The sequence below is a fragment of the Pseudoalteromonas sp. 2CM28B genome (assembly GCF_023161935.1).
Map to the genome: position 1 here is coordinate 107,570 of NZ_JALNTH010000002.1, position 23,036 is coordinate 130,605.

The 23,036-nt window shown below is 40.0% G+C and carries 19 protein-coding genes and 2 tRNA genes; 13 read left to right on the top strand and 8 right to left on the bottom strand.

Going from position 1 to position 23,036, the window contains the following annotated elements; translation table 11 throughout:
• The first annotated feature begins 170 nt into the window (after positions 1–170).
• Genes MTN96_RS02995 through MTN96_RS03020 form a run of 6 tightly spaced genes read left to right on the top strand, consistent with a single transcriptional unit; the run spans position 171 to position 6,968 of the window.
• Positions 171–1,574, top strand: a complete 1,404-nt coding sequence (locus MTN96_RS02995; protein ID WP_248530702.1) for an undecaprenyl-phosphate glucose phosphotransferase — start codon at positions 171–173, stop codon at positions 1,572–1,574.
• Positions 1,558–2,772 carry an outer membrane beta-barrel protein gene (locus MTN96_RS03000; RefSeq protein ID WP_248530703.1) on the top strand — a complete coding sequence of 405 codons (1,215 nt, stop codon included), beginning with the start codon at positions 1,558–1,560 and terminating at the stop codon, positions 2,770–2,772. The genes MTN96_RS02995 and MTN96_RS03000 overlap by 17 nt, the downstream gene beginning before the upstream one ends.
• Positions 2,769–3,290: a polysaccharide biosynthesis/export family protein gene (locus MTN96_RS03005; protein WP_248530704.1), complete on the top strand. Its 522-nt coding sequence runs from the start codon at positions 2,769–2,771 to the stop codon at positions 3,288–3,290. The genes MTN96_RS03000 and MTN96_RS03005 overlap by 4 nt, the downstream gene beginning before the upstream one ends.
• A gap of 24 nt (positions 3,291–3,314) precedes the next feature.
• On the top strand, positions 3,315–5,522 hold the full coding sequence (locus MTN96_RS03010; RefSeq protein ID WP_248530705.1) for a polysaccharide biosynthesis tyrosine autokinase: 2,208 nt from the start codon (positions 3,315–3,317) through the stop codon (positions 5,520–5,522).
• Positions 5,523–5,533: 11 nt separating this feature from the next.
• Positions 5,534–6,262, top strand: a complete 729-nt coding sequence (locus MTN96_RS03015; protein ID WP_248530706.1) for a tyrosine-protein phosphatase — start codon at positions 5,534–5,536, stop codon at positions 6,260–6,262.
• A complete protein-coding gene (locus MTN96_RS03020; protein ID WP_248530707.1) occupies positions 6,255–6,968 on the top strand; it encodes a VpsP family polysaccharide biosynthesis protein in 714 nt (237 codons plus the stop codon). The genes MTN96_RS03015 and MTN96_RS03020 overlap by 8 nt, the downstream gene beginning before the upstream one ends.
• Before the next feature lie 618 nt (positions 6,969–7,586).
• Here MTN96_RS03020 and MTN96_RS03025 read toward each other — a convergent pair.
• The 3 genes from MTN96_RS03025 to rsmF form a co-directional block, all read right to left on the bottom strand.
• Entirely contained in the window at positions 7,587–7,958 is a 372-nt protein-coding gene (locus tag MTN96_RS03025) for a GxxExxY protein (protein ID WP_193051445.1), read from the bottom strand.
• Between the two features lie 857 nt (positions 7,959–8,815).
• A complete protein-coding gene (locus MTN96_RS03030) occupies positions 8,816–9,187 on the bottom strand; it encodes a GxxExxY protein (RefSeq protein ID WP_138570616.1) in 372 nt (123 codons plus the stop codon).
• A gap of 998 nt (positions 9,188–10,185) precedes the next feature.
• Positions 10,186–11,625, bottom strand: a complete 1,440-nt coding sequence (rsmF, locus tag MTN96_RS03035; protein ID WP_248530708.1) for a 16S rRNA (cytosine(1407)-C(5))-methyltransferase RsmF — start codon at positions 11,623–11,625, stop codon at positions 10,186–10,188.
• Between the two features lie 265 nt (positions 11,626–11,890).
• Between rsmF and MTN96_RS03040 the strand changes: the two genes are divergently transcribed.
• The 5 genes from MTN96_RS03040 to prpF all read left to right on the top strand — a co-directional run bounded on the left by MTN96_RS03040 (position 11,891) and on the right by prpF (position 18,610).
• Positions 11,891–12,607, top strand: a complete 717-nt coding sequence (locus MTN96_RS03040) for a GntR family transcriptional regulator (RefSeq protein ID WP_248530709.1) — start codon at positions 11,891–11,893, stop codon at positions 12,605–12,607.
• 63 nt (positions 12,608–12,670) lie between these two features.
• Positions 12,671–13,549, top strand: coding sequence for a methylisocitrate lyase (prpB, locus tag MTN96_RS03045; protein WP_013464731.1), 879 nt, complete (start codon positions 12,671–12,673; stop codon positions 13,547–13,549).
• 24 nt (positions 13,550–13,573) lie between these two features.
• On the top strand, positions 13,574–14,701 hold the full coding sequence (gene prpC / locus MTN96_RS03050; protein ID WP_248530710.1) for a 2-methylcitrate synthase: 1,128 nt from the start codon (positions 13,574–13,576) through the stop codon (positions 14,699–14,701).
• 113 nt (positions 14,702–14,814) lie between these two features.
• A complete protein-coding gene (gene acnD / locus MTN96_RS03055) occupies positions 14,815–17,424 on the top strand; it encodes a Fe/S-dependent 2-methylisocitrate dehydratase AcnD (RefSeq protein ID WP_214553481.1) in 2,610 nt (869 codons plus the stop codon).
• 13 nt (positions 17,425–17,437) lie between these two features.
• Positions 17,438–18,610 (top strand): 2-methylaconitate cis-trans isomerase PrpF, encoded by a 1,173-nt coding sequence (gene prpF / locus MTN96_RS03060; RefSeq protein ID WP_248530711.1) that lies wholly within the window; start codon positions 17,438–17,440, stop codon positions 18,608–18,610.
• A 73-nt stretch (positions 18,611–18,683) separates the two neighbouring features.
• Here the strand turns inward: prpF and MTN96_RS03065 are convergent, their stop codons facing one another.
• Both MTN96_RS03065 and MTN96_RS03070 read right to left on the bottom strand, forming a co-directional pair.
• Positions 18,684–18,875, bottom strand: a complete 192-nt coding sequence (locus MTN96_RS03065; protein WP_248530712.1) for a hypothetical protein — start codon at positions 18,873–18,875, stop codon at positions 18,684–18,686.
• A gap of 255 nt (positions 18,876–19,130) precedes the next feature.
• Positions 19,131–19,451 (bottom strand): hypothetical protein, encoded by a 321-nt coding sequence (locus MTN96_RS03070; protein ID WP_248530713.1) that lies wholly within the window; start codon positions 19,449–19,451, stop codon positions 19,131–19,133.
• A 190-nt stretch (positions 19,452–19,641) separates the two neighbouring features.
• Here MTN96_RS03070 and MTN96_RS03075 point away from each other — a divergent pair, with 190 nt between their 5' ends.
• Entirely contained in the window at positions 19,642–20,565 is a 924-nt protein-coding gene (locus MTN96_RS03075; protein WP_248530714.1) for a hypothetical protein, read from the top strand.
• Positions 20,566–20,602: 37 nt separating this feature from the next.
• Here the strand turns inward: MTN96_RS03075 and MTN96_RS03080 are convergent, their stop codons facing one another.
• On the bottom strand, positions 20,603–21,376 hold the full coding sequence (locus MTN96_RS03080; RefSeq protein WP_248530715.1) for a transporter substrate-binding domain-containing protein: 774 nt from the start codon (positions 21,374–21,376) through the stop codon (positions 20,603–20,605).
• Positions 21,377–21,787: 411 nt separating this feature from the next.
• On the opposite strand from MTN96_RS03080, the gene MTN96_RS03085 reads away from it, so the two are divergent.
• Positions 21,788–22,285: a transposase gene (locus MTN96_RS03085; RefSeq protein WP_069439354.1), complete on the top strand. Its 498-nt coding sequence runs from the start codon at positions 21,788–21,790 to the stop codon at positions 22,283–22,285.
• Between the two features lie 348 nt (positions 22,286–22,633).
• Here MTN96_RS03085 and MTN96_RS03090 read toward each other — a convergent pair.
• Both MTN96_RS03090 and MTN96_RS03095 read right to left on the bottom strand, forming a co-directional pair.
• A tRNA-Val gene (locus MTN96_RS03090) sits at positions 22,634–22,710 on the bottom strand.
• Between the two features lie 26 nt (positions 22,711–22,736).
• A tRNA-Val gene (locus MTN96_RS03095) sits at positions 22,737–22,813 on the bottom strand.
• Positions 22,814–23,036 lie beyond the last annotated feature (223 nt).

A 23,036-nucleotide genomic window follows, 5' to 3' on the forward strand; every position in this document is an offset into this window, starting at 1 on the left:
TCTTTTTGATACTTAATGAACAAAACAAGAGTTAGCTAAAAAGATATAAACATGAATTTTAGTACTTTTGTCGGAATCAGCAATTGAACAAAATTGGCTAATACTATATCATCCCCGTGGATTTTGTGAGGTGCCACTCACACTGAATTAGCTATAAGGAATTAAGCAAAATGACATCTCCAAGGACTTTTAAACCCTCAGGTTCCTCTGATGCCAATTTTTACCGATTGTTTGATATATTTGCGTTGTTTTTAGCGTTTCAGTGTGCAGCCCTAATTTATGATTTTAAACTCACTCCTATTTATGCTACTTCTGCACTAACCGTTGCACTTAGCTACTTGTACAGCGCTGAGTTGTTTTCTACTTATCGCTCTTGGCGTGCAGGTAAATTTAAAAGCATGGTGATGTGTGCATGGGGTAGTGTACTCATTGCTTTTGCATTTTTATTAGTTGTGTCATTTTTATTTAAATTTACCGAGTCACTTTCTCGCGTGGGAATAGCCATTTGGTTTGTTTTAAGCGTAGTGTATTTATATATCTGGCGTTTGGGTGTGTATTTATACAAACGTAACCGCCGTAAGCTAGGGCTATCGCAACGTAAAGTTGCCATTATCGGTGCTACCGAATCTGCTGCATACTTACATGCTGAAATTGTAAAACACGACGAATTAGGGTTTAATTTTAAAGGCTTTTACGACGACAGAAACCCAGAACGCCTGTTTGAACAACTCGAAAAACAAGGCGTTGAGGGCCGTATTCAAAGTGCGGTTGATTCTGCACGTAACGGTGAAATAGATATTCTTTACATTGCACTCCCCATGAAAGCGCAAAAACGTATAGCCGATATTTTATTACAGTTAGGCGATACTACCGTAGATGTGCATATAGTCCCCGATTTTTTACTCTCGAACTTAATACATGCTCGTATTGAGCATGTCGGTGATGTAGATACGTTAAGTGTGTTTGAAGCACCTTGTATTGGTACTCACGAATTTATAAAGCGAACAGAAGATATAGTTGTTTCGGCTATTATTGTTACCTTAATTGCCCCCGTTTTAGTGATGATAGCGGCCGCAATAAAGTTGACATCCAAAGGGCCTATTATATTTAAGCAAGATCGCTATGGCTTAGATGGGCAAAAAATAAAAGTATGGAAGTTCCGCTCGATGACGGTAACCGAAAACAGCGATGTGGTAACTCAGGCAACTAAAAACGATGCCCGCATTACCCCCTTAGGTGGCTTTTTGCGGCGTACAAGCCTTGATGAACTTCCGCAATTTATAAATGTTTTAAAAGGCGATATGTCTATTGTTGGGCCAAGGCCCCATGCGGTAGCACATAATGAAGAGTACCGCCAAAAAGTAGAATTTTACATGTTTAGGCATAAAACCAAACCGGGCATTACCGGTTGGGCACAAATAAACGGCTGGCGTGGCGAAACCGATACACTTGATAAAATGGCCAAGCGAGTTGAATTCGACCTACATTACATTAAACATTGGTCTTTATGGTTTGATGTGAAAATAATTTTTATGACAATTTTTAAGGGATTTAAAAGTGAAAATGCGTACTAATACAATTACTACTTTACTTGTTGCGTTAGGCTTAAGTGCACCTGCTTTAGCAGTAGAATTACAACCAGGCAGTGTAATGACCAAAGACGGTGCTGAGGTTACACCTACGTTACAGCTAGGCGTAAGCAGCAACGATAACTTTTTTATGACTCCGTCTGCCACTCAGTCACGTTTAATATGGAATATAGCGCCGAGTTTAAATGCATTAATTGAAGACGGCCCTGATAGCTATAAATTTGATATTGCATCAAGCACGTCGTTTCATAATAAAGACACTACCGATAACTTTACTCAAGTAAACTTGGGCGCAGGTGTTCACAAAGAGTTTACTAGCCAACACCGCTTAGATATTACAGGCGATGCTGATTGGTTATACGAGCCACGTGGTGCGGGTTTAACTGAAGGGCAAGGAGCTGCTATAAGCGAGCCTACACACTACCAACAACAAAATTTAGAAGCTCGTTATGAATATGGTGCTGTTAGCTCTAAAGCAATGCTTGCTTTAACTGCAGGTTATTATAATAAAAATTATCAAAACTTTACTGCAATATCGCAGTTTCGTGATTACGATAAGCCTATGCTGGGTATTACAGGTTATTATAATACCCAAGCTGGTACCCGTGCTTTTTTAGAAGTAAAGCAAGAAAACTACCAATACGATGTAATTGATTCAAACGGTATTACTCGTGACTCAGACGATGTTAAAGTATTGTTAGGTATGGAGTGGGAAGCTACAGCCGTTACTACTGGTTCATTTAAAATCGGCTACCAAAATAAAGATTTTGAGTCAAGCCAGCGCGATAACTTTAGCGGCTTAAGCTGGGAAGGCGCTGTTGTTTGGAAGCCGTTAACCTATTCAACCTTACAACTAGTTACTAGCCGTGCGGCTAAAGATCCGTTATTAGAAGGTGATTACATCCGCGAGAGTGTTTACGGTGTAACGTGGCAGCATGATTGGAGCGACTACTTAAGCTCGGTAGTGAGTGCCAATTACGTTGACCAGCAGTATTCTGGTAACTTTAACCGTAAAGATAAAGTTAAAAATGCTCGCTTAGGCTTAAATTACCTAGCCACTAATTTTGGTATGGTAACAGGCTATGTTGATTTTATTGACCGTAATTCGACTCAAGCGGATATTGAATTTGACCGTGTAATTGTTGGCCTTAATTTTACATTTGCACTAAAGGGAAATGAATGAAAGTGAGAGTTTTAACTGGCTTAATATTGTTACTCAGCTTTTGTAGTTTTGCGAACGATTCGCAAAACTACATTTTAGGTGCGGGTGACAAAATTGAAATTAAAGTATTTGGCCAGCCCGACCTAGATGTAACCTCACTGCTTGGTAATAGTGGTGAGATTAATTACCCATTTTTAGGTAAAGTTAAACTAGTGGGCTTAAGTGTTTCGCAAGTTGAGCAAACCATAAGCGAAGGACTACAGCCTGGTTATTTAGTTAACCCTAATGTGTATGCCCAAGTAGTAGAATACCGCCCTTTTTATATACATGGTGAAGTTAAAAAGCCAGGTGGGTACCCTTACCAACCAGCTATGACGGTTAACCAAGCTATAGCATTGGCTGGCGGATTAACTGAGCGAGCCTCAGAAGATAAAATATTTATTTTTAAAGAGCAAACCAAACAGCAGCAACAAAAAGGTAGTTTAAACAGCCAAATTGCAGCGGGTGACACCATAAAAATAGAACAGCGCTTGTTTTAAGCAGTTTAAGGCAGTAATTAAAAAATGAATACACACTTTGAAAAACCTAAAAATAACGAGGAACTTATTGATTTAGGTGCTTATTTTAATATTATTAAGCAAAGTAAATGGAAAATATTAGGTTTTGCTGTTGTCGTTACCTTGCTCACTATAATGGTTGCGTTAACGTTAGTGCCAAAGTATAACGCCACAGCCACTTTATTGATTGAGTCGGAGCAAACCAAAGCGGTTAGCTTTGATGAAATATATGGTTTAGACTCCACAAAAAAAGAGTATTATTTAACCCAGTTTGAAGTAATTAAGTCTAATAGTATTGCTCGTGAGGTAATTACTAAACTTAATTTAAAAGATCACACAGATTTCATAGGTAAACCATCGCTTACAGGCGAGTTAAAAGGCATGATAAAACAGTTACTGCCTTTTTTAAATAAAAAAGAGGGCTCTGTTATTACAGAGGAAGAACAAGCTGAGCGTGAGATGTTGGGTTTGCTTGCTGCATTTAAGTCACGCTTAACTGTGTCTCCTATTCGTAAAACACAATTAGTGCAAGTGAGCTTTGAGTCGAGCGACCCTAAGTTAGCTGCTTTAGTGGCTAATACGGTAGGTGAAGTTTACATAGAAAGCCAAATGCGCGCTAAAATGGGTATTACACAGCAGGCGTCAAGTTGGTTAAATACGCGTTTATCTGAATTACGTATACAACTAGATAGCTCCGAAGTGCGCTTACAAGCTTACCGAGAAGAACAAAAGTTGGTTGATATAGAGGGCATAGCAGGGCTTGTTACCCAAGAGCTAGAGCAAACCTCGAAGCAGCTAGTGGATGCGCGTGCGACTAAAAATAATCTTGAAAGCATAAATCGTGTTATTAACGAATATGGTAATGACAACATAGAATTACTTGGCAGTATGCCTGAAATTACCTCGCACCGTGTTGTACAAGATGTTAAACGCGAAGTTGTATTGGTTGAGCGTAAGGTGAGTGAGCTTAGTGAGGTTTACGGCCCTAAACACCCGAAAATGATTTCAGCTAAATCTGAACTTGCTACAGTTAAAACTAACCTTAATAAGCAAATTAAAGGGTTAATTACCGGTATAGAAAAAGAGCTTAACAGAACAACGCGAACTGTAAATGCGCTTGAGCGCGACTTGGCTAAAATTCGTGCTGAATATCAAGATATTACCCGCAAAGAAACCCAATATAACCAGCTTAAGCGTGAAGTTGAAACAAACCGTAATATTTTTAATACCTTTTTGTCACGTTCTAAAGAAACCGAAGTAACCAGTGACTTTAGCTCAGCTGCCGCTCGTTTTACAGACCGTGCTTATGCACCAAAAGACCCAAGTAAACCTAACAAAAAGCTGATTGTTATATTAGCCTTTGTTGCTAGCTTTGGTTTTGCGGTAGTAATGACTTTTGTTTTTGATGCCTTAAACGACACAGTTAAAAATAAAAATGATGTCGAAAATAAACTTGCGCAGCGCATGCTTGGTTTATTGCCGCATGTTGCAGTTCCTAAAAAGAGCTTTTTCCCGATACATGCTTATTTAGAAGATACCTATCGTCGCTTTGCTGAGTCGGTGCGTACCTTGCGTACTAGTTTATTATTAACGCATTTAGATAGAGCGCATCAGGTTATAGCGGTTACATCTACCTCTCCAGGGGAAGGTAAAACCACCACCTCTGCCAATTTAGCGATGTCGTTGGCGCAAATGGGTAACGTGTTACTAATTGATGGTGATTTACGTAAACCAACGCTGGCTAAACGCTTTGATATACCGGTATTTCACCCAGGTTTAAGTAACTTAATGATGGGCACAGATAAATTAGCTGAGTGTGTGCATGTTGATACGCAATCGGGTGTCACTATTATGCCAAGCGGGCAAATACCGTCGAATCCACTTGAGTTGTTGTCAAGCCCACGCTTTGCTGAGCTACTTAGCGAGTTAAAAGCGCAGTACGATCACATTATTGTTGATACACCGCCTACACAAGCAGTAAGTGATGCATTGGTAATTGCACAAAGTGTTGATTCAGTTGTTTATGTTGTTAAATCTGATATTACCCGTATTAAACCAATTACAGCGGGCCTTGAGCGTTTATTTGAAGTAAAAGCGCACGTTGCTGGTGTAGTACTAAACAAGGTAGATATGAGTAAATCTAAAGATGAGCATAGCCATGGTTACTATGATTATTACGATTACTCACAGCAACCTGAAAAGCCACAAGTGTAATTAAGTAATTTATGATTGATATTCATACGCATATTTTGCCGGGTATTGATGATGGCGCTAAAGATTTAACTGAATCTTTGGCGCTTTTGAAATTGGCCGAAAGCGATGGTATTACTCATATGGTGGCAACGCCACATATACATGTGGGGCGCTTTAATAATGCGACGGCTCAAATAAAAAACGATTTAAAGAGTTTAAAGCGAGAGGCAAAAAAAGAAGGTATTAATGTAAAGTTGGCTGCCGCTGCTGAAGTACGTTTAGACGTAGAACTGATGGCAATGGTGATGGCTAATAAACTACCTTTTATTGGTAAAATAGCAGACAAAAGCGTGTTGTTATTAGAGTTACCGCATTCACACATGCCGCAAGGCTATGATAAGTTTATTCAGTGGCTCGCTAAACAAAATATACGCGTTATTATTCCGCACCCAGAGCGTAATCGCGATATTCAGTCAAACCTTTATTATATTCAACACTTAAACCAATTAGGTTGCGACTTTCAATTAACAGCATCGAGTATTGAAGGTGAGTGGGGCGAAAGCGCTCAAGCAATATCGTTGCAAATGTTAAAAGATGGGTTAGTGAACTATGTTGCCTCTGATGCGCATTCAGTAAAGCGCCGACCTCCTATATTGAGTCAAGCTAGAAAAACAGTAGCGCAATTAATAGGTGAAGAGCAGGCCACAATGCTTTTTATAACTAACCCGCTGCAGCTAACCGAGTGCTTATTTAATGACTAAATTAAACATGTTCAAGGTAGTTCCTGCTGCTATATTAGCCATGATAGTACTTGTTATCGCTTATACCAGCATGCAAAGTATGCGTGCAAATGCGTGGTACTTTAATGCACTTAATATTGTGCAAGAGTCGGATGGTGCTTTGTCTGGCTCATCGCTTCAAGCGGCAGAAAATGCGATTACATTGGCTACGAATATGGATCCTGACCATCCTCATTATTGGCATTTTTTAGCCCATATAAAAATGCTAGGTTTAGCCGGTATTGATACCACATCAAGTGAGCAGTCAGATAAAGTAAAGCAAACATATCAACAAGCTGAGCAAGCGTTATTAAAGTCGGTTGAGTTAAGGAAAACTTGGGCACTAACCTGGATTAGCTTAGCACAGGTTGTCAGCTATCAAGAGGGGCCTACCGAGCGGGTATATAATTATATTCAGCAAGCTAAAAAAGTTGGCCCATATAAGTTAGATGTTCACTTAGGTATTATTCAAATTGCGTTAATGCACTGGAATGAACTACCACCCACCTACAAAGCCCTTTATGTGAACGAGCTTAAATTAGCCTCTAAATATGGTTATAAATTTTATGATGTGTTTAGTATGGCTGAGCAAATGAATCGTTTGCCAATAGTGTGTTTATCGCTTCAATTTGGCTCTCATTATGAGGCTATTAGAAACAGTTGGATGTTTAATAAATACTGTGGTTAAAATACGCGCTTCGAGCAACGAGATATGGGCTGTGAGGTACGTGCTAAGGTCCAGAATTTAGGGTTGATTGTAGACGCATAGCTTGCTCGCTTAACAAACGCAGCTTCTGGTTTTGAGTATTTTTATCTTCTAAATGCTAAGTGTCTATAACTTCTTTTTTTTAAATAATTCACCAAGACCAAATTGCACTGAGAGAAGCGAATGAGAAGTAAATGAGAAAACACTAACGACTAGGCCTAGTTATTAATTAAAGTATTCTGTACTTGTCACTTCCTCTAAAAGCGCAGCGTCTCATAACCTCTTTGTGCATAATTTTCTTAAAGATCTTATTGCACTGAGAGAAGCGAATGAGAAGTAAATGAGAAACCAAAGCCACTAACCTAAGTACTAATTATTTTGTTACTACCTCTAAAAGCGAAGCGTCTCATAACCTCTTTGTGCATAATTTTCTTAAAGATCTTATTGCACTGAGAGAAGGGAATGAGTAGTAAATGAGAAACCAAAGCCACTAACCTAAGTACTAATTATTTTGTCACTACCTCTAAAAGCGCAGCGTCTCTTAGTCCTCTTTGTGCATCTTCACTTAAGAGAATATTAACTATCAAGTTGATTGAAAAATCATAAATTAAAGCGCTTGATACCATCAACCAACTTTAGTGTATTAAAGTTAATTAGTAAGCCCGTATTTATATTTGATAGCTTCATATATGTAATCAATTGCGCTGAGTGAATAGGTTGTAGTTTATCAACGGCCTTCAGTTCAATTATTAATTCATTTGGTAATAAAATATCCAATTTATAACCTGTTGCAATATATTGTTCCTTGTAAATTATTGGTAGTTCAACTTGATTTTTAATAAATAACCCAGCCTGAGATAACTCATACATTAAACAAGATTCATAGCTTGACTCCAATAAGCCAGGGCCTAAAGTTTTGTGTACCTCTATTGCGCAGCCAATTACTGTTTGTGTTAACTCGTCAATGTGCATGATTATCCTTATTCAATGGTAACTTTAAGAGTTAGATTTTTTATTTCTACTTGTATTGATTTAAACTGATTATAGTTTAGTAAAGTAATTTATCCTTTACTCAACAATGCAAAGCTTACCTCACATAGAAAATTGTATGAGAAAACATTAAATACTAGGCCTAGTTATTAATTAAAATATTCTGTATTTGTCACGTCCTCTAAATCGCAGAGCCTTTTCATCCTTTATATGAATAATTTACTAAGACCTAATTGAACTGAGAGAAGCGAATGAGGAGCAAATGAGAAGATCAAACAGATCTTAGGTAGAGCTCATAACTTATAGACGCTGAGCTTGCCCGCGTGAGAAGTACAGCTTCTGATTTTTAAGTGTCATCCTCTAAAAGCGCAGCGTCTCTTAGCCCTCTTTGTGCATAATTTTCTTAAAGATCTTATTGCACTGAGAGAAGCGAATGAGTAGTAAATGAGAAACCAAAGCCATTAACCTAAGTACTAATTATTTTGTCACTACCTCTAAAAGCGCAGCGTCCCTTAGCCCTCTTTGTGCATAATTTTCTTAAAGATCTTATTGCACTGAGAGAAGGGAATGAGTAGTAAATGAGAAACCAAAGCCACTAACCTAAGTACTAATTATTTTGTCACTACCTCTAAAAGCGCAGCGTCTCTTAGCCCTCTTTGTGCATAATTTTCTTAAAGATCTTATTGCACTGAGAGAAGGGAATGAGTAGTAAATGAGAAACCAAAGCCCTAATCCAATTGAATAATTATTTTGTCACTACCTCTAAAAGCGCAGCGTCTCTTAGCCCTCTTTGTGCATCTTCACTTAAGAGAATATTAACTATCAAGTTGATTGAAAAATCATAAATTAAAGCGCTTGATACCATCAACCAACTTTAGTGTATTAAAGTTAATTAGTAAGCCCGTATTTATATTTGATAGCTTCATATATGTAATCAACTGCGCTGAGTGAATAGGTTGTAGTTTATCAACGGCCTTCAGTTCAATTATTAATTCATTTGGTAATAAAATGTCCAATTTATAGCCTGTTGCAATATATTGTTCCTTGTAAATTATTGGTAGTTCAACTTGATTTTTAATAAATAACCCAGCCTGACATAACTCATACATTAAACAAGATTCATAGCTTGACTCCAATAAGCCAGGGCCTAAGGTTTTGTGTACCTCTATAGCGCAGCCAATAACTATTTGTGTTAACTCGTCAATGTGCATGATTATCCTTATTCAATGGTAACTTTAAGAGTTAGATTTTTATTTCTGCTTGTATTGATTTAGACTAATTATAGTTTAGTAAAGTAATTTATCCTTTACACAACAATTCAAAGCTTACCTAACATAGAAAATTGTATGAGAAAACATTAAATACTAGGCCTAGTTATTAATTAAAATATTCTGTATTTGTCACGTCCTCTAAATCGCAGAGCCTTTTCATCCTTTATATGAATAATTCACTAAGACCTAATTGAACTGAGAGAAGCGAATGAGGAGCAAATGAGAAGATCAAACAGATCTTAAGTAGAGCTCATAACTTATAGATAGACGCTGAGCTTGCCCGCGTGAAAAGTACAGCTTCTGATTTTTAAGTGTCATCCTCTAAAAGCGCAGCGTCTCTTAGCCCTCTTTATGCATAATTTTCTTAAAGATCTTATTGCACTGAGAGAAGGGAATGAGTAGTAAATGAGAAATCAAAGCCACTAACCTAAGTACTAATTATTTTGTCACTACCTCTAAAAGTGCAGCGTCTCTTAGCCCTCTTTGTGCATAGTTTTCTTAAAGATCTTATTGCACTGAGAGAAGCGAATGAGAAGTAAATGAGAAACCAAAGCGACTAACCTAAGTACTAATTATTTTGTTACTACCTCTAAAAGCGCAGCGTCTCTTAGCCCTCTTTGTGCATAATTTCTCTTAAAGATCTAATTGTAATGCTAGGGCAAGTTTCGGGATTAAGCTCGTAACCCGATCCCCGAAGCCCGTTAACTTTCCCCTAGACAAAAAAAGACCCAGAGCTATAAGAACTCTGGGTTATAGAGGGGCTCGTATTTGAGCCCTGCGCTAACTAAAGACACTTTCAGATTCTTAGGGAGAAGAAGAAAGTTATTTAAGTATAGTCAAAAGTGCTAAAAATACACATTTTTGTTCGTTTTTTATACTGAAATAATTACAGTGAGTTACATTTGTTATGCACACCTTTGTTACATTTAAGTTGGAGTTTACGCCCAGTTTATTAACTGCGTATTTTGTACTAAATCTCTTGGTAAAGAGTTTTTAACTTTATTTTTTTGCCATTTCCCTAACCCAATAGGGCAACCACATAAAGTTAGGATCACCTCGCCGCTTGATTTGGTTACCTCTTCTAGGCGTATATCTTTACCATTAAAGTAATCGTTAGCCTGTTCATTGGTTAATGCCAGTACATTACTTTTACACTGCTTACCAAATACGGTGGCAAATTCATGGGCGAGGCGCACGCCATTTTTATGAATAACGCCAACCTGAATACCTAATCGCGCATATTTAATTTTGTTTTGTATCGCTTCAAATTCATCAGGAAACAGCCAAAGCTCTTTGTCGCGCTGCATTAAAGTGCCTGGCAGGCTTGTTAAACCAAATTGCTTTTTGAGAGAGCTCATAAACGCACTTTGCTGTTTACTATCAAAATCAGTAAAGGGGAATGCCCCTTTTTTAACTTTTAGATTTTGGTTTTCGCAGCTGCTGTGCTTTTTAAATTTAGCAATAAAAAAGCCTTCGCTGTCGAAGGTTTGCGGCCAAACATGTAAGTAGCCCTCTGCGGTGGTGGCTTTATCAGCCCCTGGGAAAAGATCACTTAAAGGCTCTGGCTTAATGTACTCACCAAATTCTTCTAGCAATGCCTCACACACTTGCTGGTTTTCGAGAGGGGTTAATGTACAGGTTGAATACACCAATGTGCCGCCAGGTTTAAGTGCGTAAAATGCACTTTTAATCAGATCTTTTTGTACTTGGGCAATGGTAATATTTGATTCGATAGACCAATTTTTTAGCGCGTCGCTATCTTTACGTACTGTGCCTTCACCTGAACAGGGCGCATCAAGCAAAATACTATCAAAGCATTCAAACATGTAATTACCAAATACCACGCCATCAAAATGCGATAACGCACAATTACCTACACCCATTCGTTTTAATGTGGCACTGAGTACTTTTAAACGTGATGACGACAGCTCATTTGCAACCAAAACGCCTTGATTGTTCATTAGTGCAGCCAGTTGTGAGGTTTTAGAGCCCGGTGCCGAGGCCATATCAAGAACTGTTTGGCTGGTTTGTAAGCTTTGCTTTAGTGCTATTGGCGGCAACATTGAGCTTGCCTCTTGCACGTACATAGCCCCGCTTAAATGTAAATCGGTATTACCCAGCGCTAGGTTTTGCTCTTCATCGTTTGGGCGCTCTAACCAAAAACCTTCATCACACCAAGGAATAGCGGTAAGTTGCCAGTTTTTTTTAGCCGCTTGTTGCTTAAACTCTTCAACACTCATTTTTAATGTATTAACGCGAACAGACTTACGTAAAGGTCGACGACACGCATTTAAAAAATCATCTAACGTAAGGTGATCAGGCAGATAAGTTTTTACGTCGTCAATAAATTGTTCTGGGATATAAGTGTTAGCGTCCACGATTTGGCTCATACAATAAAAATTAAAGCCGGATAATAGCATTTTTAACGATTTTTTTCAGTGTTAAAAATGAAAGAGTAACCCTTTTAAAGTGTCGACACCTTGTTGAGTAAAGCGGCTTAAACACTATTTTTTATTATACTTTTAGCTAATGCTGTCGACAATGTGGTGGTTTTTTATTCATTTTTAGTGTTTTCAGGGTTGACACTGTAGGTTAATAAGCACATAGTTAACCCATAAATTGTCGACAATATAAAAATACTTTATGACACAGCACTTGTTAAACGACACCGCAGTTACAACCGCTTCCGATAAAGTGTTTGTAGATATGCGCCGCGAGATAGTAGAAGGCAGTATTGCACAAGGCAGCAAAATATCAGAGCCGGAGCTTGCAAAGCGTTATGGTGTAAGCCGTGCAACCCTTCGAGAGGCATTAAATCGTTTAGAAAGTTGTTATTTAGTTGAGCGCAAAGCCAATATAGGTTGTCGTGTTGTAGCATTAACCGCGGAGCGTTTAATTGAGGTTTACCAAGTACGTAGTGCCCTTGAAGGACTTGCATGTAGGTTAGCTGCCGACAATATGGAACCAGATGAAGTACAAGGCTTGAAACAATTACTCAACCAGCATTTGCACACTCAGCGTGTTAAAGAAGGTGAGTCGTACTATCAAGAAGCAGGCGACTTAGATTTTCATTACAGAATAATCAAAGGCAGTAAAAACGCGCACTTAATTCATTTGTTATGCCACGACCTGTACCAATTAATAAGAATGTATCGTGTACAAATGGGTATGGTAGGGCCGCGGGTATCTAAAGCGTTTGATGAGCATTTAGCGATTATAAACGCCATAGAAAACCATGATGGAGAGCTTGCCGAAATGTTAATGAAGCGCCATATCAGTGCATCACAAGCAAATATACAAACAAAATTTGATAGATATCAACAATCAGTACAAGCCACTCAAAATGAAATGGCTAGCTAGTACAGATGTTTAAAAAATACTAAGTTGCCAAAGAGCAGCCCCGTTCAAAGTTAGGAGAAGGTAATGTCAGCAGGATTAAAATTTAAACAGGCAATTGCAAATAACCATCCGTTACAAGTGGTAGGTACTATTAACGCGTACACCGCGATGATGGCTGAAAAAATGGGCCATCAGGCTATTTATTTATCGGGTGCGGGTGTGGCTAATGCCTCATTTGGTATGCCAGATTTAGGTATGACCAGCCTTGATAACGTGCTTGAAGATATTCGCCGTATTACCGGTGCTAGCGATTTACCTTTGTTAGTGGATGCCGATACAGGTTGGGGCGGGGCCTTTAATATTGCCCGCACCGTTAAAGAAATGACTAAAGCAGGTGCAGCAGGCTTTCATATTGAAGACCAAGTAGCGCAAAAGCGTTGTGGCCATCGTCCTAATAAAGAAATAGTTACCCAAGCTGAAATGGTAGACCGTATTAAAGCGGCGGTTGATGCAAAAACCGATAGCGATTTTTACATTATGGCACGTACCGATGCGTTTCAAAAAGAAGGCTTAAACGCAGCAATAGACCGTGCAGCAGCTTGTGTTGAAGCCGGTGCCGATGCCATTTTTGCAGAAGCCGTTCATGACCTTGCAGATTATCAAGCATTTACCAAAGCGATTAATGTGCCTATTTTGGCCAACATTACCGAGTTTGGCCAAACCCCAATTTACACCAAAGAGCAACTAAGCGATGTGGGCGTAGAAATGGTGCTTTACCCATTAAGTGCATTTAGAGCAATGAACAAAGCGGCACTTAATGTGTACTCGGCTATTTTGAATGAAGGGTCGCAACAAAGCCAAATTGAAAACATGCAAACGCGTGCAGAGCTTTACGACTTTTTAGATTATCACTCATACGAAAACACGCTCGATAACCTTTTTTCAGCAAAATCTGACAAATAATAAAAATTCAACAGGAGACACATCATGGTAGATAAAGCATTAGGTGGCGCAGGCTTACGTGGCCAAGTAGCAGGACAAACCGCATTATGTACAGTAGGGCAAACAGGCTCAGGTTTAACTTACTGTGGTTACGACATTAGCGAATTGGCTGAAAAAGCGCAGTTTGAAGAAGTGTCGTTTTTACTTTCACGCGGCGAGCTACCAACATCAAGCGAACTGGCAGAGTACAAAGCTAAACTTAAAAGTTTACGCGGTTTACCAGAGGCACTAAAAACAGTGCTTGAGAACATCCCTAAAGACGCACACCCAATGGATGTAATGCGCACAGGGTGTTCTATGCTAGGTAACCTTGAAATGGAAAATGACTTTAGCGAAGCAAACGATGCGATTGACCGTATGGTGGCAACTTTCCCAAGTATTATTTGTTACTGGTATCGTTTTACTCATGACGGTGTTCGCATTGAAACACAAACTGATGATGACTCAGTTGGTGCACACTTTTTAACGCTATTACACGATAAAGCGCCAAGTGAATTATTTGCACAAGTAATGAATGTATCACTAATTTTGTACGCAGAGCATGAATTTAATGCCTCTACCTTTACCGGTCGCGTGTGTGCATCAACGCTTTCTGATATTCACTCATGTGTTACTGGTGCAATTGGTACCTTACGTGGTCCACTGCATGGTGGTGCCAACGAAGCCGCCATGGATATGATTGAAGGCTTTACCAGCGCCGATCAAGCAGAAGATGCACTGATGGAGATGCTTGAGCGTAAAGATAAAATTATGGGCTTTGGCCACGCTATTTACCGCGAGTCAGATCCACGTAATGTTATTATTAAAAAATGGTCTAAAAAATTAGCCGCAGAAGTGGGTGATGAGGTGCTTTACCCAATATCAGTTCGCTGTGAAGAAGTTATGTGGCGTGAGAAGAAGTTATTCTGTAATGCTGACTTTTTCCATGCATCGGCGTACCACTTTATGAGTATTCCTACTAAGTTATTTACGCCTATCTTCGTAATGAGCCGTGTAACTGGTTGGACAGCTCACGTAAAAGAGCAACGTGCAAATAACCGTATTATTCGCCCAAGTGCTGATTACACCGGGCCAGATGCGCGTAGCTACACGCCAATTGAATCAAGAGGCTAATTAGTTAGCGTTTAAGGTGAGCCTAGCTCACCTTTTATTGTTTATAGCGCTGATGATTACTCATTATAGCGCTTTAGCGTACTCTCCTCCGTCACCAAATTAGCGAATTTATTATGACCATTATTAATAACACCCAATACCGTAAGCCTTTACCGGGCTCAAATGTTGATTACTACGATACCCAAGCCGCCGTCGATGCCATTAAATCTGGCGCATACGCTACACTACCTTACAGTTCGCGTGTATTTGCCGAAAACTTAGTGCGTCGCTGTGAGCCCGAAATGCTAACCGATGCACTGAGCCAAATAATTGAGCGTAAACAAGACTTAGACTTTCCGTGGTATCCGGCACGCGTTGTATGTCACGATATTTTAGGGCAAACCGCACTGGTTGATTTAGCGGGCCTGCGTGATGCTATTGCTGCAAAAGGCGGCGATCCTGCAAAAGTAAATCCGGTTGTACCGACTCAACTGATTGTTGACCACTCATTAGCTGTTGAGCACGCAGGTTTTGATCCCGATGCATTTGAAAAAAACCGCGCCATTGAAGATAGACGCAACGATGACCGTTTTCATTTTATAAACTGGACCAAAACCGCGTTTAAAAATATTGATGTGATCCCACCGGGAAATGGCATCATGCATCAAATTAACCTTGAAAAAATGTCGCCGGTGATTCAAAACCGCGATGGCATTGCATTCCCAGATACCTTAGTAGGTACCGACAGCCATACCCCACATGTTGATGCTTTAGGTGTTATTGCTGTTGGCGTAGGTGGCCTTGAAGCCGAAAGCGTAATGCTTGGGCGCGCATCATATATTCGTTTACCCGATATTGTGGGCGTGGAGCTTACCGGTAAACGCCAACCCGGCATTACTGCAACCGATATTGTATTGGCTATTACCGAATTTTTACGCGAGCAACGTGTGGTATCGACTTACCTTGAGTTCTACGGTGAAGGGGCTGATGCACTAACCCTGGGTGATAGAGCCACCATTTCGAACATGACCCCAGAATTTGGCGCCACCGCGGCTATGTTCTACATTGACGATAAAACCATTGATTACTTGCGTTTAACAGGCCGTGATGAAGAGCAAATTGCCCTGGTAGAAAACTACGCTAAAACAGCGGGTTTATGGAGCGATAGCTTAAAAACTGCTCAATATGATCGTGTGCTTAAATTTGACCTATCAAGTGTAGGGCGCAACATTGCAGGCCCTTCAAATCCGCATCGTCGTGTATCTACCAGCGATTTAGCAGCGCAAGGTATTTCGGGTGTTGTTGAGAACGAAGAAGGCTTAATGCCAGATGGCGCCTGTATTATCGCCGCTATTACCAGCTGTACTAATACCAGTAACCCACGCAATGTAATTGCTGCAGGTTTATTGGCGCGTAACGCCAATGCAAAAGGTTTAATGCGTAAACCTTGGGTTAAAACCTCATTGGCACCGGGCTCTAAAGCAGTGCAATCGTATCTTGAGGATGCAAAATTATTACCAGAGCTAGAGCAACTTGGTTTTGGTATTGTTGGTTTTGCCTGTACTACCTGTAACGGCATGAGTGGTGCACTAGACCCTAAAATTCAACAAGAAGTGATTGATCGCGATTTATATGCAACAGCAGTGCTTTCGGGCAATCGTAACTTTGATGGTCGTATTCATCCGTATGCAAAGCAAGCGTTTTTAGCGTCACCACCGCTTGTGGTTGCTTATGCAATTGCCGGTACCATTCGTTTTGATATAGAAAAAGACATCCTCGGTAAAGATCAACAAGGTAATGATATAACCTTAAAAGATTTATGGCCATCTGATGAAGAAATAGATGCGGTTATCAAGCAAAGCGTAAAACCAGAGCAGTTTAGAAAAGTATACGAGCCAATGTTTAACTTAACCGTTGATTACGGCGAAGATAACGACCCACTTTACGATTGGCGTCCAGAAAGTACCTATATTCGCCGCCCACCTTATTGGGAAGGGGCTTTGGCAGGTGAGCGCAGTATGAGTGGTATGCGCGCGTTGGCAGTGCTTGGCGATAACATTACAACCGATCATTTATCACCCTCTAATGCGATTATGGCAAGCAGCGCGGCAGGTGAATACTTAACTAAAATGAACGTGCCAGAAGAAGACTTTAACTCGTACGCAACGCACCGAGGCGATCACTTAACTGCGCAGCGCGCCACGTTTGCAAACCCTAAACTATTGAACGAAATGGTATTGGATGAAAACGGCGAAGTGAAGCAAGGCTCATATGCGCGTATAGAGCCTGAGGGTAAAAACACACGCATGTGGGAAGCCATCGAAACCTACATGCAGCGTAAACAGCCACTCATTATTGTGGCAGGCGCTGATTACGGCCAAGGCTCGTCGCGCGATTGGGCGGCAAAAGGTGTAAGGCTTGCAGGTGTTCAGGTTATTGCAGCTGAAGGGTTTGAGCGTATTCACCGAACTAATCTCATTGGTATGGGTGTGCTACCACTGGAATTTGCTGCAGGTACAACCCGCAAAACACTTAACCTAGATGGTAGCGAAAGCTATGATGTAAAAGGTGAACCAGCACCAGGGGCAACTTTAGAATTAGTGATCACTCGTAAAAATGGTGAAGTAGTCACTGTGCCAATGAAATGCCGATTAGATACGCAAGAAGAGCTTTCTATTTATGCGGCAGGCGGTGTCTTGCAACGCTTTGCGCAAGACTTTTTAGAAGCAACGCAAGCATCATAAGGACATAAAAAAGATGTTTAAACCACAAATTAAAGTGCCAGCGACCTATATGCGTGGCGGCACCAGTAAAGGCGTGTTTTTTAATTTAACTGATTTACCTGAGCCTGCCCAAGTGGCAGGCGAGGCGCGCGATAACTTATTACTGCGCGTTATTGGTAGCCCAGATGCGTACGGTAAACAAACCGACGGTATGGGTGGCGCAACCTCAAGTACCAGTAAAACGGTTATTTTGAGTAAGAGTGAACAGCCCGATCACGATGTTGATTATTTATTTGGTCAAGTTGCTATCGATAAGCCATTCGTTGATTGGAGTGGTAACTGCGGCAATTTAACCTCTGCTGTGGGCGCATTTGCCATCAGCAATGGTTTAGTTGATAAAAGCAGAGTGCCAGATAATGGCATTGCTATTGTGCGTGTATGGCAGGCTAACATTAAAAAAAGCATTTTAGTGCATGTACCTATGGCCAACGCTCAAGTACAAGAAACCGGTGACTTTGAGTTAGATGGTGTTACCTTTCCTGCCGCTGAAGTAAAGCTGGAATTTATTGACCCAGCTGATGGTGATGGCGCGTTATTCCCAACAGGTAATGTGGTGGATGACTTAGAAGTGCCAGGCGTGGGCACGTTAAAAGCAACCATGATCAACGCAGGTATTCCGACTATTTTTGTAAATGCTAGCGATATTGGTTATTCCGGTACTGAGCTGCAAGATGATATTAATAGCGATAATGCGGCGTTAACTATGCTTGAAAGCATTCGTGCCCATGGCGCAGTAAAAATGGGCTTAATTAAGAATATTAATGAAGCGCAAGCACGCCAACATACGCCTAAAGTGGCTTTTGTTGCTCCAGCAAAAGACTACACAGCCTCAAGTGGTAAGCAGGTTGATGCCAGCGATATAGATTTGTTAGTACGTGCAATGTCAATGGGTAAGTTACACCATGCCATGATGGGCACAGCCGCCGTGGCTATTGGCACAGCAGCCGCAATTGACGGAACATTAGTTAATTTGGCCGCTGGTGGCGGTGCTATTAACGAGGTTAATTTTGGTCATCCATCGGGCACACTTAAAGTAGGTGCCGAGGCGGTTGTTACAAATGGCCAATGGCAAGTGACTAAAGCGAGTATGAGCCGCAGCGCACGTGTATTAATGGAAGGCTGGGTAAGAGCGCCATTTGATTTTTAAACATTATATAATAGCTGATGGCTATGAGAGCATCAGCTTTATAGTTACTATGGAGTTTAAAATAAATCGTTAATTATCCAAGGTTATAACACTGCTGTTTTTTATTTTTTATAAAGCCTTCAAATTCATTATTTGCACGCATAATCGCTATTTCTGCGTTGATATCATCTAAGATAAATTGCCAATTAGGCGTACTTTTACTGATTTCATAACACAGGGCTTTGTATTCTATGCTTGGCGTTAATGCAACTAGCGCACTAAGCATCCTCTTTTTTCTCTAGCTGATAATTGTGATTTATAAATACTGGCTTTTAGCACTTCTAAGTCGGCAACAATAAGCTCAACCCGACCATTTAAAAGCAAATGAATAAGCTGATATTCACTGTTAGCAACGATGGTTTTTATTTCGCCTTGTTCAATAAGTTCATCTAATTATTTACTATTTGTATATGAGCGTACCACCCCATAACCCTGTTTTTTTTACAGACTCAATACTGCCATCGTAATCTATGCTGTGATCTTAAAGTGCTACAAATGATAAGTCGCCACTAGGAATGGGCTCAGATAACGCCAATAACGGATTACGTGTTTTGGTTAAAGTGTTTTCTGACATTACATCGTTACTAATAAAATACTCAGGAAATAAAATATCAGCTTTACCTAATTCAGCTTCACGCACGGCACGCGTCCAAGGGTAAAACTCTATATGTACACCATAGCCGCTTTTGCATTTCTCTCCGGGAAGCGTGATGTTTTTATTGTCGACCGTATAGGTTACTGGCGCAGGTTGTGCGTAAGTGAAAAATGATAGCACTAAGGCAGCGATTAAAAATATTCTCATGAGGGTAATGCATTTTATCTTTAATTTTAAGTTTAGTGCGTTATTTGGAATAAACAACTTAAATAGTGAGGTTCTTCTAGAACAATTAAATATAGCCTTAAAAAGCGATAGCTATTAACATGCAAAGGTAAGTAATTTCACTTTAATACGACATAACAACTAAAAGTCTTTTTTACTAGAGGGAATTTTTATGGCTAACAAGCCAATAAGTGAAGACAATCCATTTGCTAATTTATCTGATGTACAGTGTGAGCAGATCCAAAATTGGTACCAAAAGCATATTTCTTCAACTTTACATTCTTTACTTAGAGGCAGTAAGTCTGGGCAAATTATTGAGAGTAAGTTAGAAAGTACTTTAAATAAAGCATTCTCTCAGAGCAAACAGCTTACTACTTATGCTATTGAGGGGAATTCGAGTATTAAATTAAAAAATGCCAGTGTTATGGCTGAGCTTAATGATACCCGTGATTTGTTTTATGGCGCGCAAGTTAAAATAAATATACTAGAGCAAAAAATAACAACCAGTGCTCAAGAAATACAATTATTAGAGACAGAAAAAAGCGAGCTGCAAGTAGAAGTACGTAGCTTAAAGCAACGTTTAAGTCACGTACTTTCAAAGCTAGAATCGCAAGGAGTCTCATTCCAAAAAAGCCATTATGTAGGACGTATATTAGTCCAGGCTTTGCGAGCAAGTTTTGAAAATTGGCAGCAAACTCCACAAGGAGAGCCCTTTAAAAATCATGATTTTTACAAGCTTTTCCCGCGTGTTTTGTACTCAAGCTTATTAAAGGAAATAGAAAAACTGCTAGGGGAGCAAGATTATAATCAAATCGAGCGTTCACTTAGTGATTTTGTGTTTAAGCAAAAGGGCTCGCCTGTAGAAAATTGGCCAGATGAAGACCCGATTTACGAGACGCGATTAATTAACCAAAAGCAGTCAGAGCTGTTAATAAAATTACATAGCCAACACCTGCAACGAAAAAACTTTACGTGCTATTTAGAAAAACGCCTCTCCAATACTGGTTTTACCCATAAACACAGTGATTTATTGATGACTTTAGTTGAGTTTGCGACACACGATGAAAATAGCAAATTTTCTAGTTATTGCCATTAAATGATAAGCAAAGCTGATGGGTAGAAAATAAGCGCTACTAGAGATTATGTTGTTGTAAGCCAAGCTGCTCTAATCTAGTTGCAAAAGTATTTTGTGAGAGTGCTTTTTTTACTAATTTATAAAGCGTGTTTATACCAAGTTGCTGTGTTGGACGAATTAATAACTGGTTTTTATACGTTTGCGCGACGCGTTCAGATATAAGCAGCTTTTTTTTACTTTGTGGGTATTTATTGAGGTATTGATTTAAGTAAGAACGGGTAACAATCGCCATATCGCTGCGTTTTTTTAATACTAATTCAATACTTTTTTTATGACTGCTCAGTAACGTCATTTTATATTCGTTTTCAAGTATTGATGGATTGTTTTCAAAGTTTGCTAACTGATAATGATAGCCTAAAATCCCAATGAGGGTTTTATCGTCTAAGTTATCAAACCAAGCTTGTGACTTTGCAAATTGCTTTAAAGCAATAAATACTTCGCTGTCTGTTGCTATCACAGGGGAGTTACTGATTATATGGTTGCCTTGCAGCCACCCCCAGTTTGGATCTTCAAAAAATACCGCATCGAACAAACCTTGCTGATAATCTTTAAAGCGCCGAATAGGTGTAGTGAGCACAAGCTCAAAATGATAGTCAGATTGTATTTTATTGAGTTCGCTAATTAGCTCTACGGTGAGACCTGAAGCTCGGCCGTCAACAATCTCTACGTAGGGAGGAAATTCATAGCCACCCACTTTGACCAGAGTTTTAGCTTGAACTTGCCCAGCAAAAATAAATAGCGATAGTAATATAATGAGTGCGGCAGACTTCACAGGTAAATCCTTTCCTAGAATACTTTCTGGTATTTAATCTTATAAGATAGCCTACTTGTTAACATAGTATTAATTTTCAAGCAATAAATTCTGACTTTGCAACGTGATTAAATGGATGTTACCTGATATTTATTAAGGAAGTTTAGAGCGTGTGCGCTTTTTCTTGGAATGTTTTTTGATGTTGGGCGTTGCTTGATGGCGGTAGGTTACACAATGTCGGGTGGCGCGGCTTCGCCACTTAACCGACCTACGTTCCCAACAATTAACGTAGGTTGGATAAGCCGGAGGCGTCATCCGACGATGTTGGATAATTCGGAGGCGTCATCCGACGATGTTGGATAATTCAAAGGCGTCATCCTACGATATTGAATAACCCAGAGGTATTAGCCGTTTATTATAAGGAGATTTTTTGTGAGATATCGTCGAAATTATCAACCGGGAGGAACGTATTTTTTTACGGTTAATTTGCAGGATCGTAAAGAGTCATTATTGGTTGAGCATATTGATTTATTGCGTGGAACTGTACGCTGGGTAAAAATGCATAAACCATTTTATATTGATGCGTGGGTGGTGTTGCCTGATCATATACATGCAGTGTTAACTTTACCCAAAGGTGATAGCGATTATTCTGGCCGTTGGCGCGAAATTAAAAAACGTTTTTCTAAAGGCTTGCCTAAAAACGAACATTTATCACTCGCACGCGTTAATAAAAATGAACGAGGGATTTGGCAACGCCGTTTTTGGGAGCATACCATTGTTGATGAACGTGATTATTGGCACCATGTAAATTATGTGCATTTTAACCCGCTTAAACATGGTTTGGTTGAGCGGGTGGTTGATTGGCCTTATTCAAGCTTTCATAAAGCGGTCGCATCAGGAATGTACAGCCGTAATTGGTGTGGGGAATAATATAATATATTTTATGTCGGGTGTTTCCAATACGTTACCAATAATGAACGTAGGTTGGATAAGCCGGAGGCGTCATCCGACGATGTTGGATAATCCGGAGGCGTCATCCGACGATGTTGGATAATTCGGAGGCGTCATCCGACGATGTTGGATAATTCAAAGGCGTCATCCGACGATGTTGGATAATTCGGAGGTGTCATCCGACGATGTTGGTATTTGTTATTACCGGTACAGGCCTTGCTTTATGTTGGGTGGCGTTTGGTATTGGAATGTTACCTAATGTCGGGTGTTTCACCCATGTCGGGTGGCGCGGCTTCGCCACTTAACCGACCTACGTTCTTTTTGAATTGGTACGACCGAGTGGATTCGAACCACCGACCTCTACCATGTCAAGGTAGCGCTCTAACCAGCTGAGCTACGGTCGTACAATTTTTTTAGGATTCTTAAATGTTGGTACGACTGAGTGGATTCGAACCACCGACCTCTACCATGTCAAGGTAGCGCTCTAACCAACTGAGCTACAGTCGTACTATGAGTTTACGTACTATTTAATTCATCCATGAAGCTTCATCCTGTCGGCGTCCTGCCTCCACCTCGTTCGGCTGCGAAGCTTCGCTTCGGTCTAACCTCGCCCAACTGAACTACAGTCGTACTTCTGTATTTAAGAATTGTTAATTGCTTAACAACGGTCGCTAATATATAGCGTGATGAGTGGTGAATCAAGCATGTTTATGTTATTTGAGTTTATTTG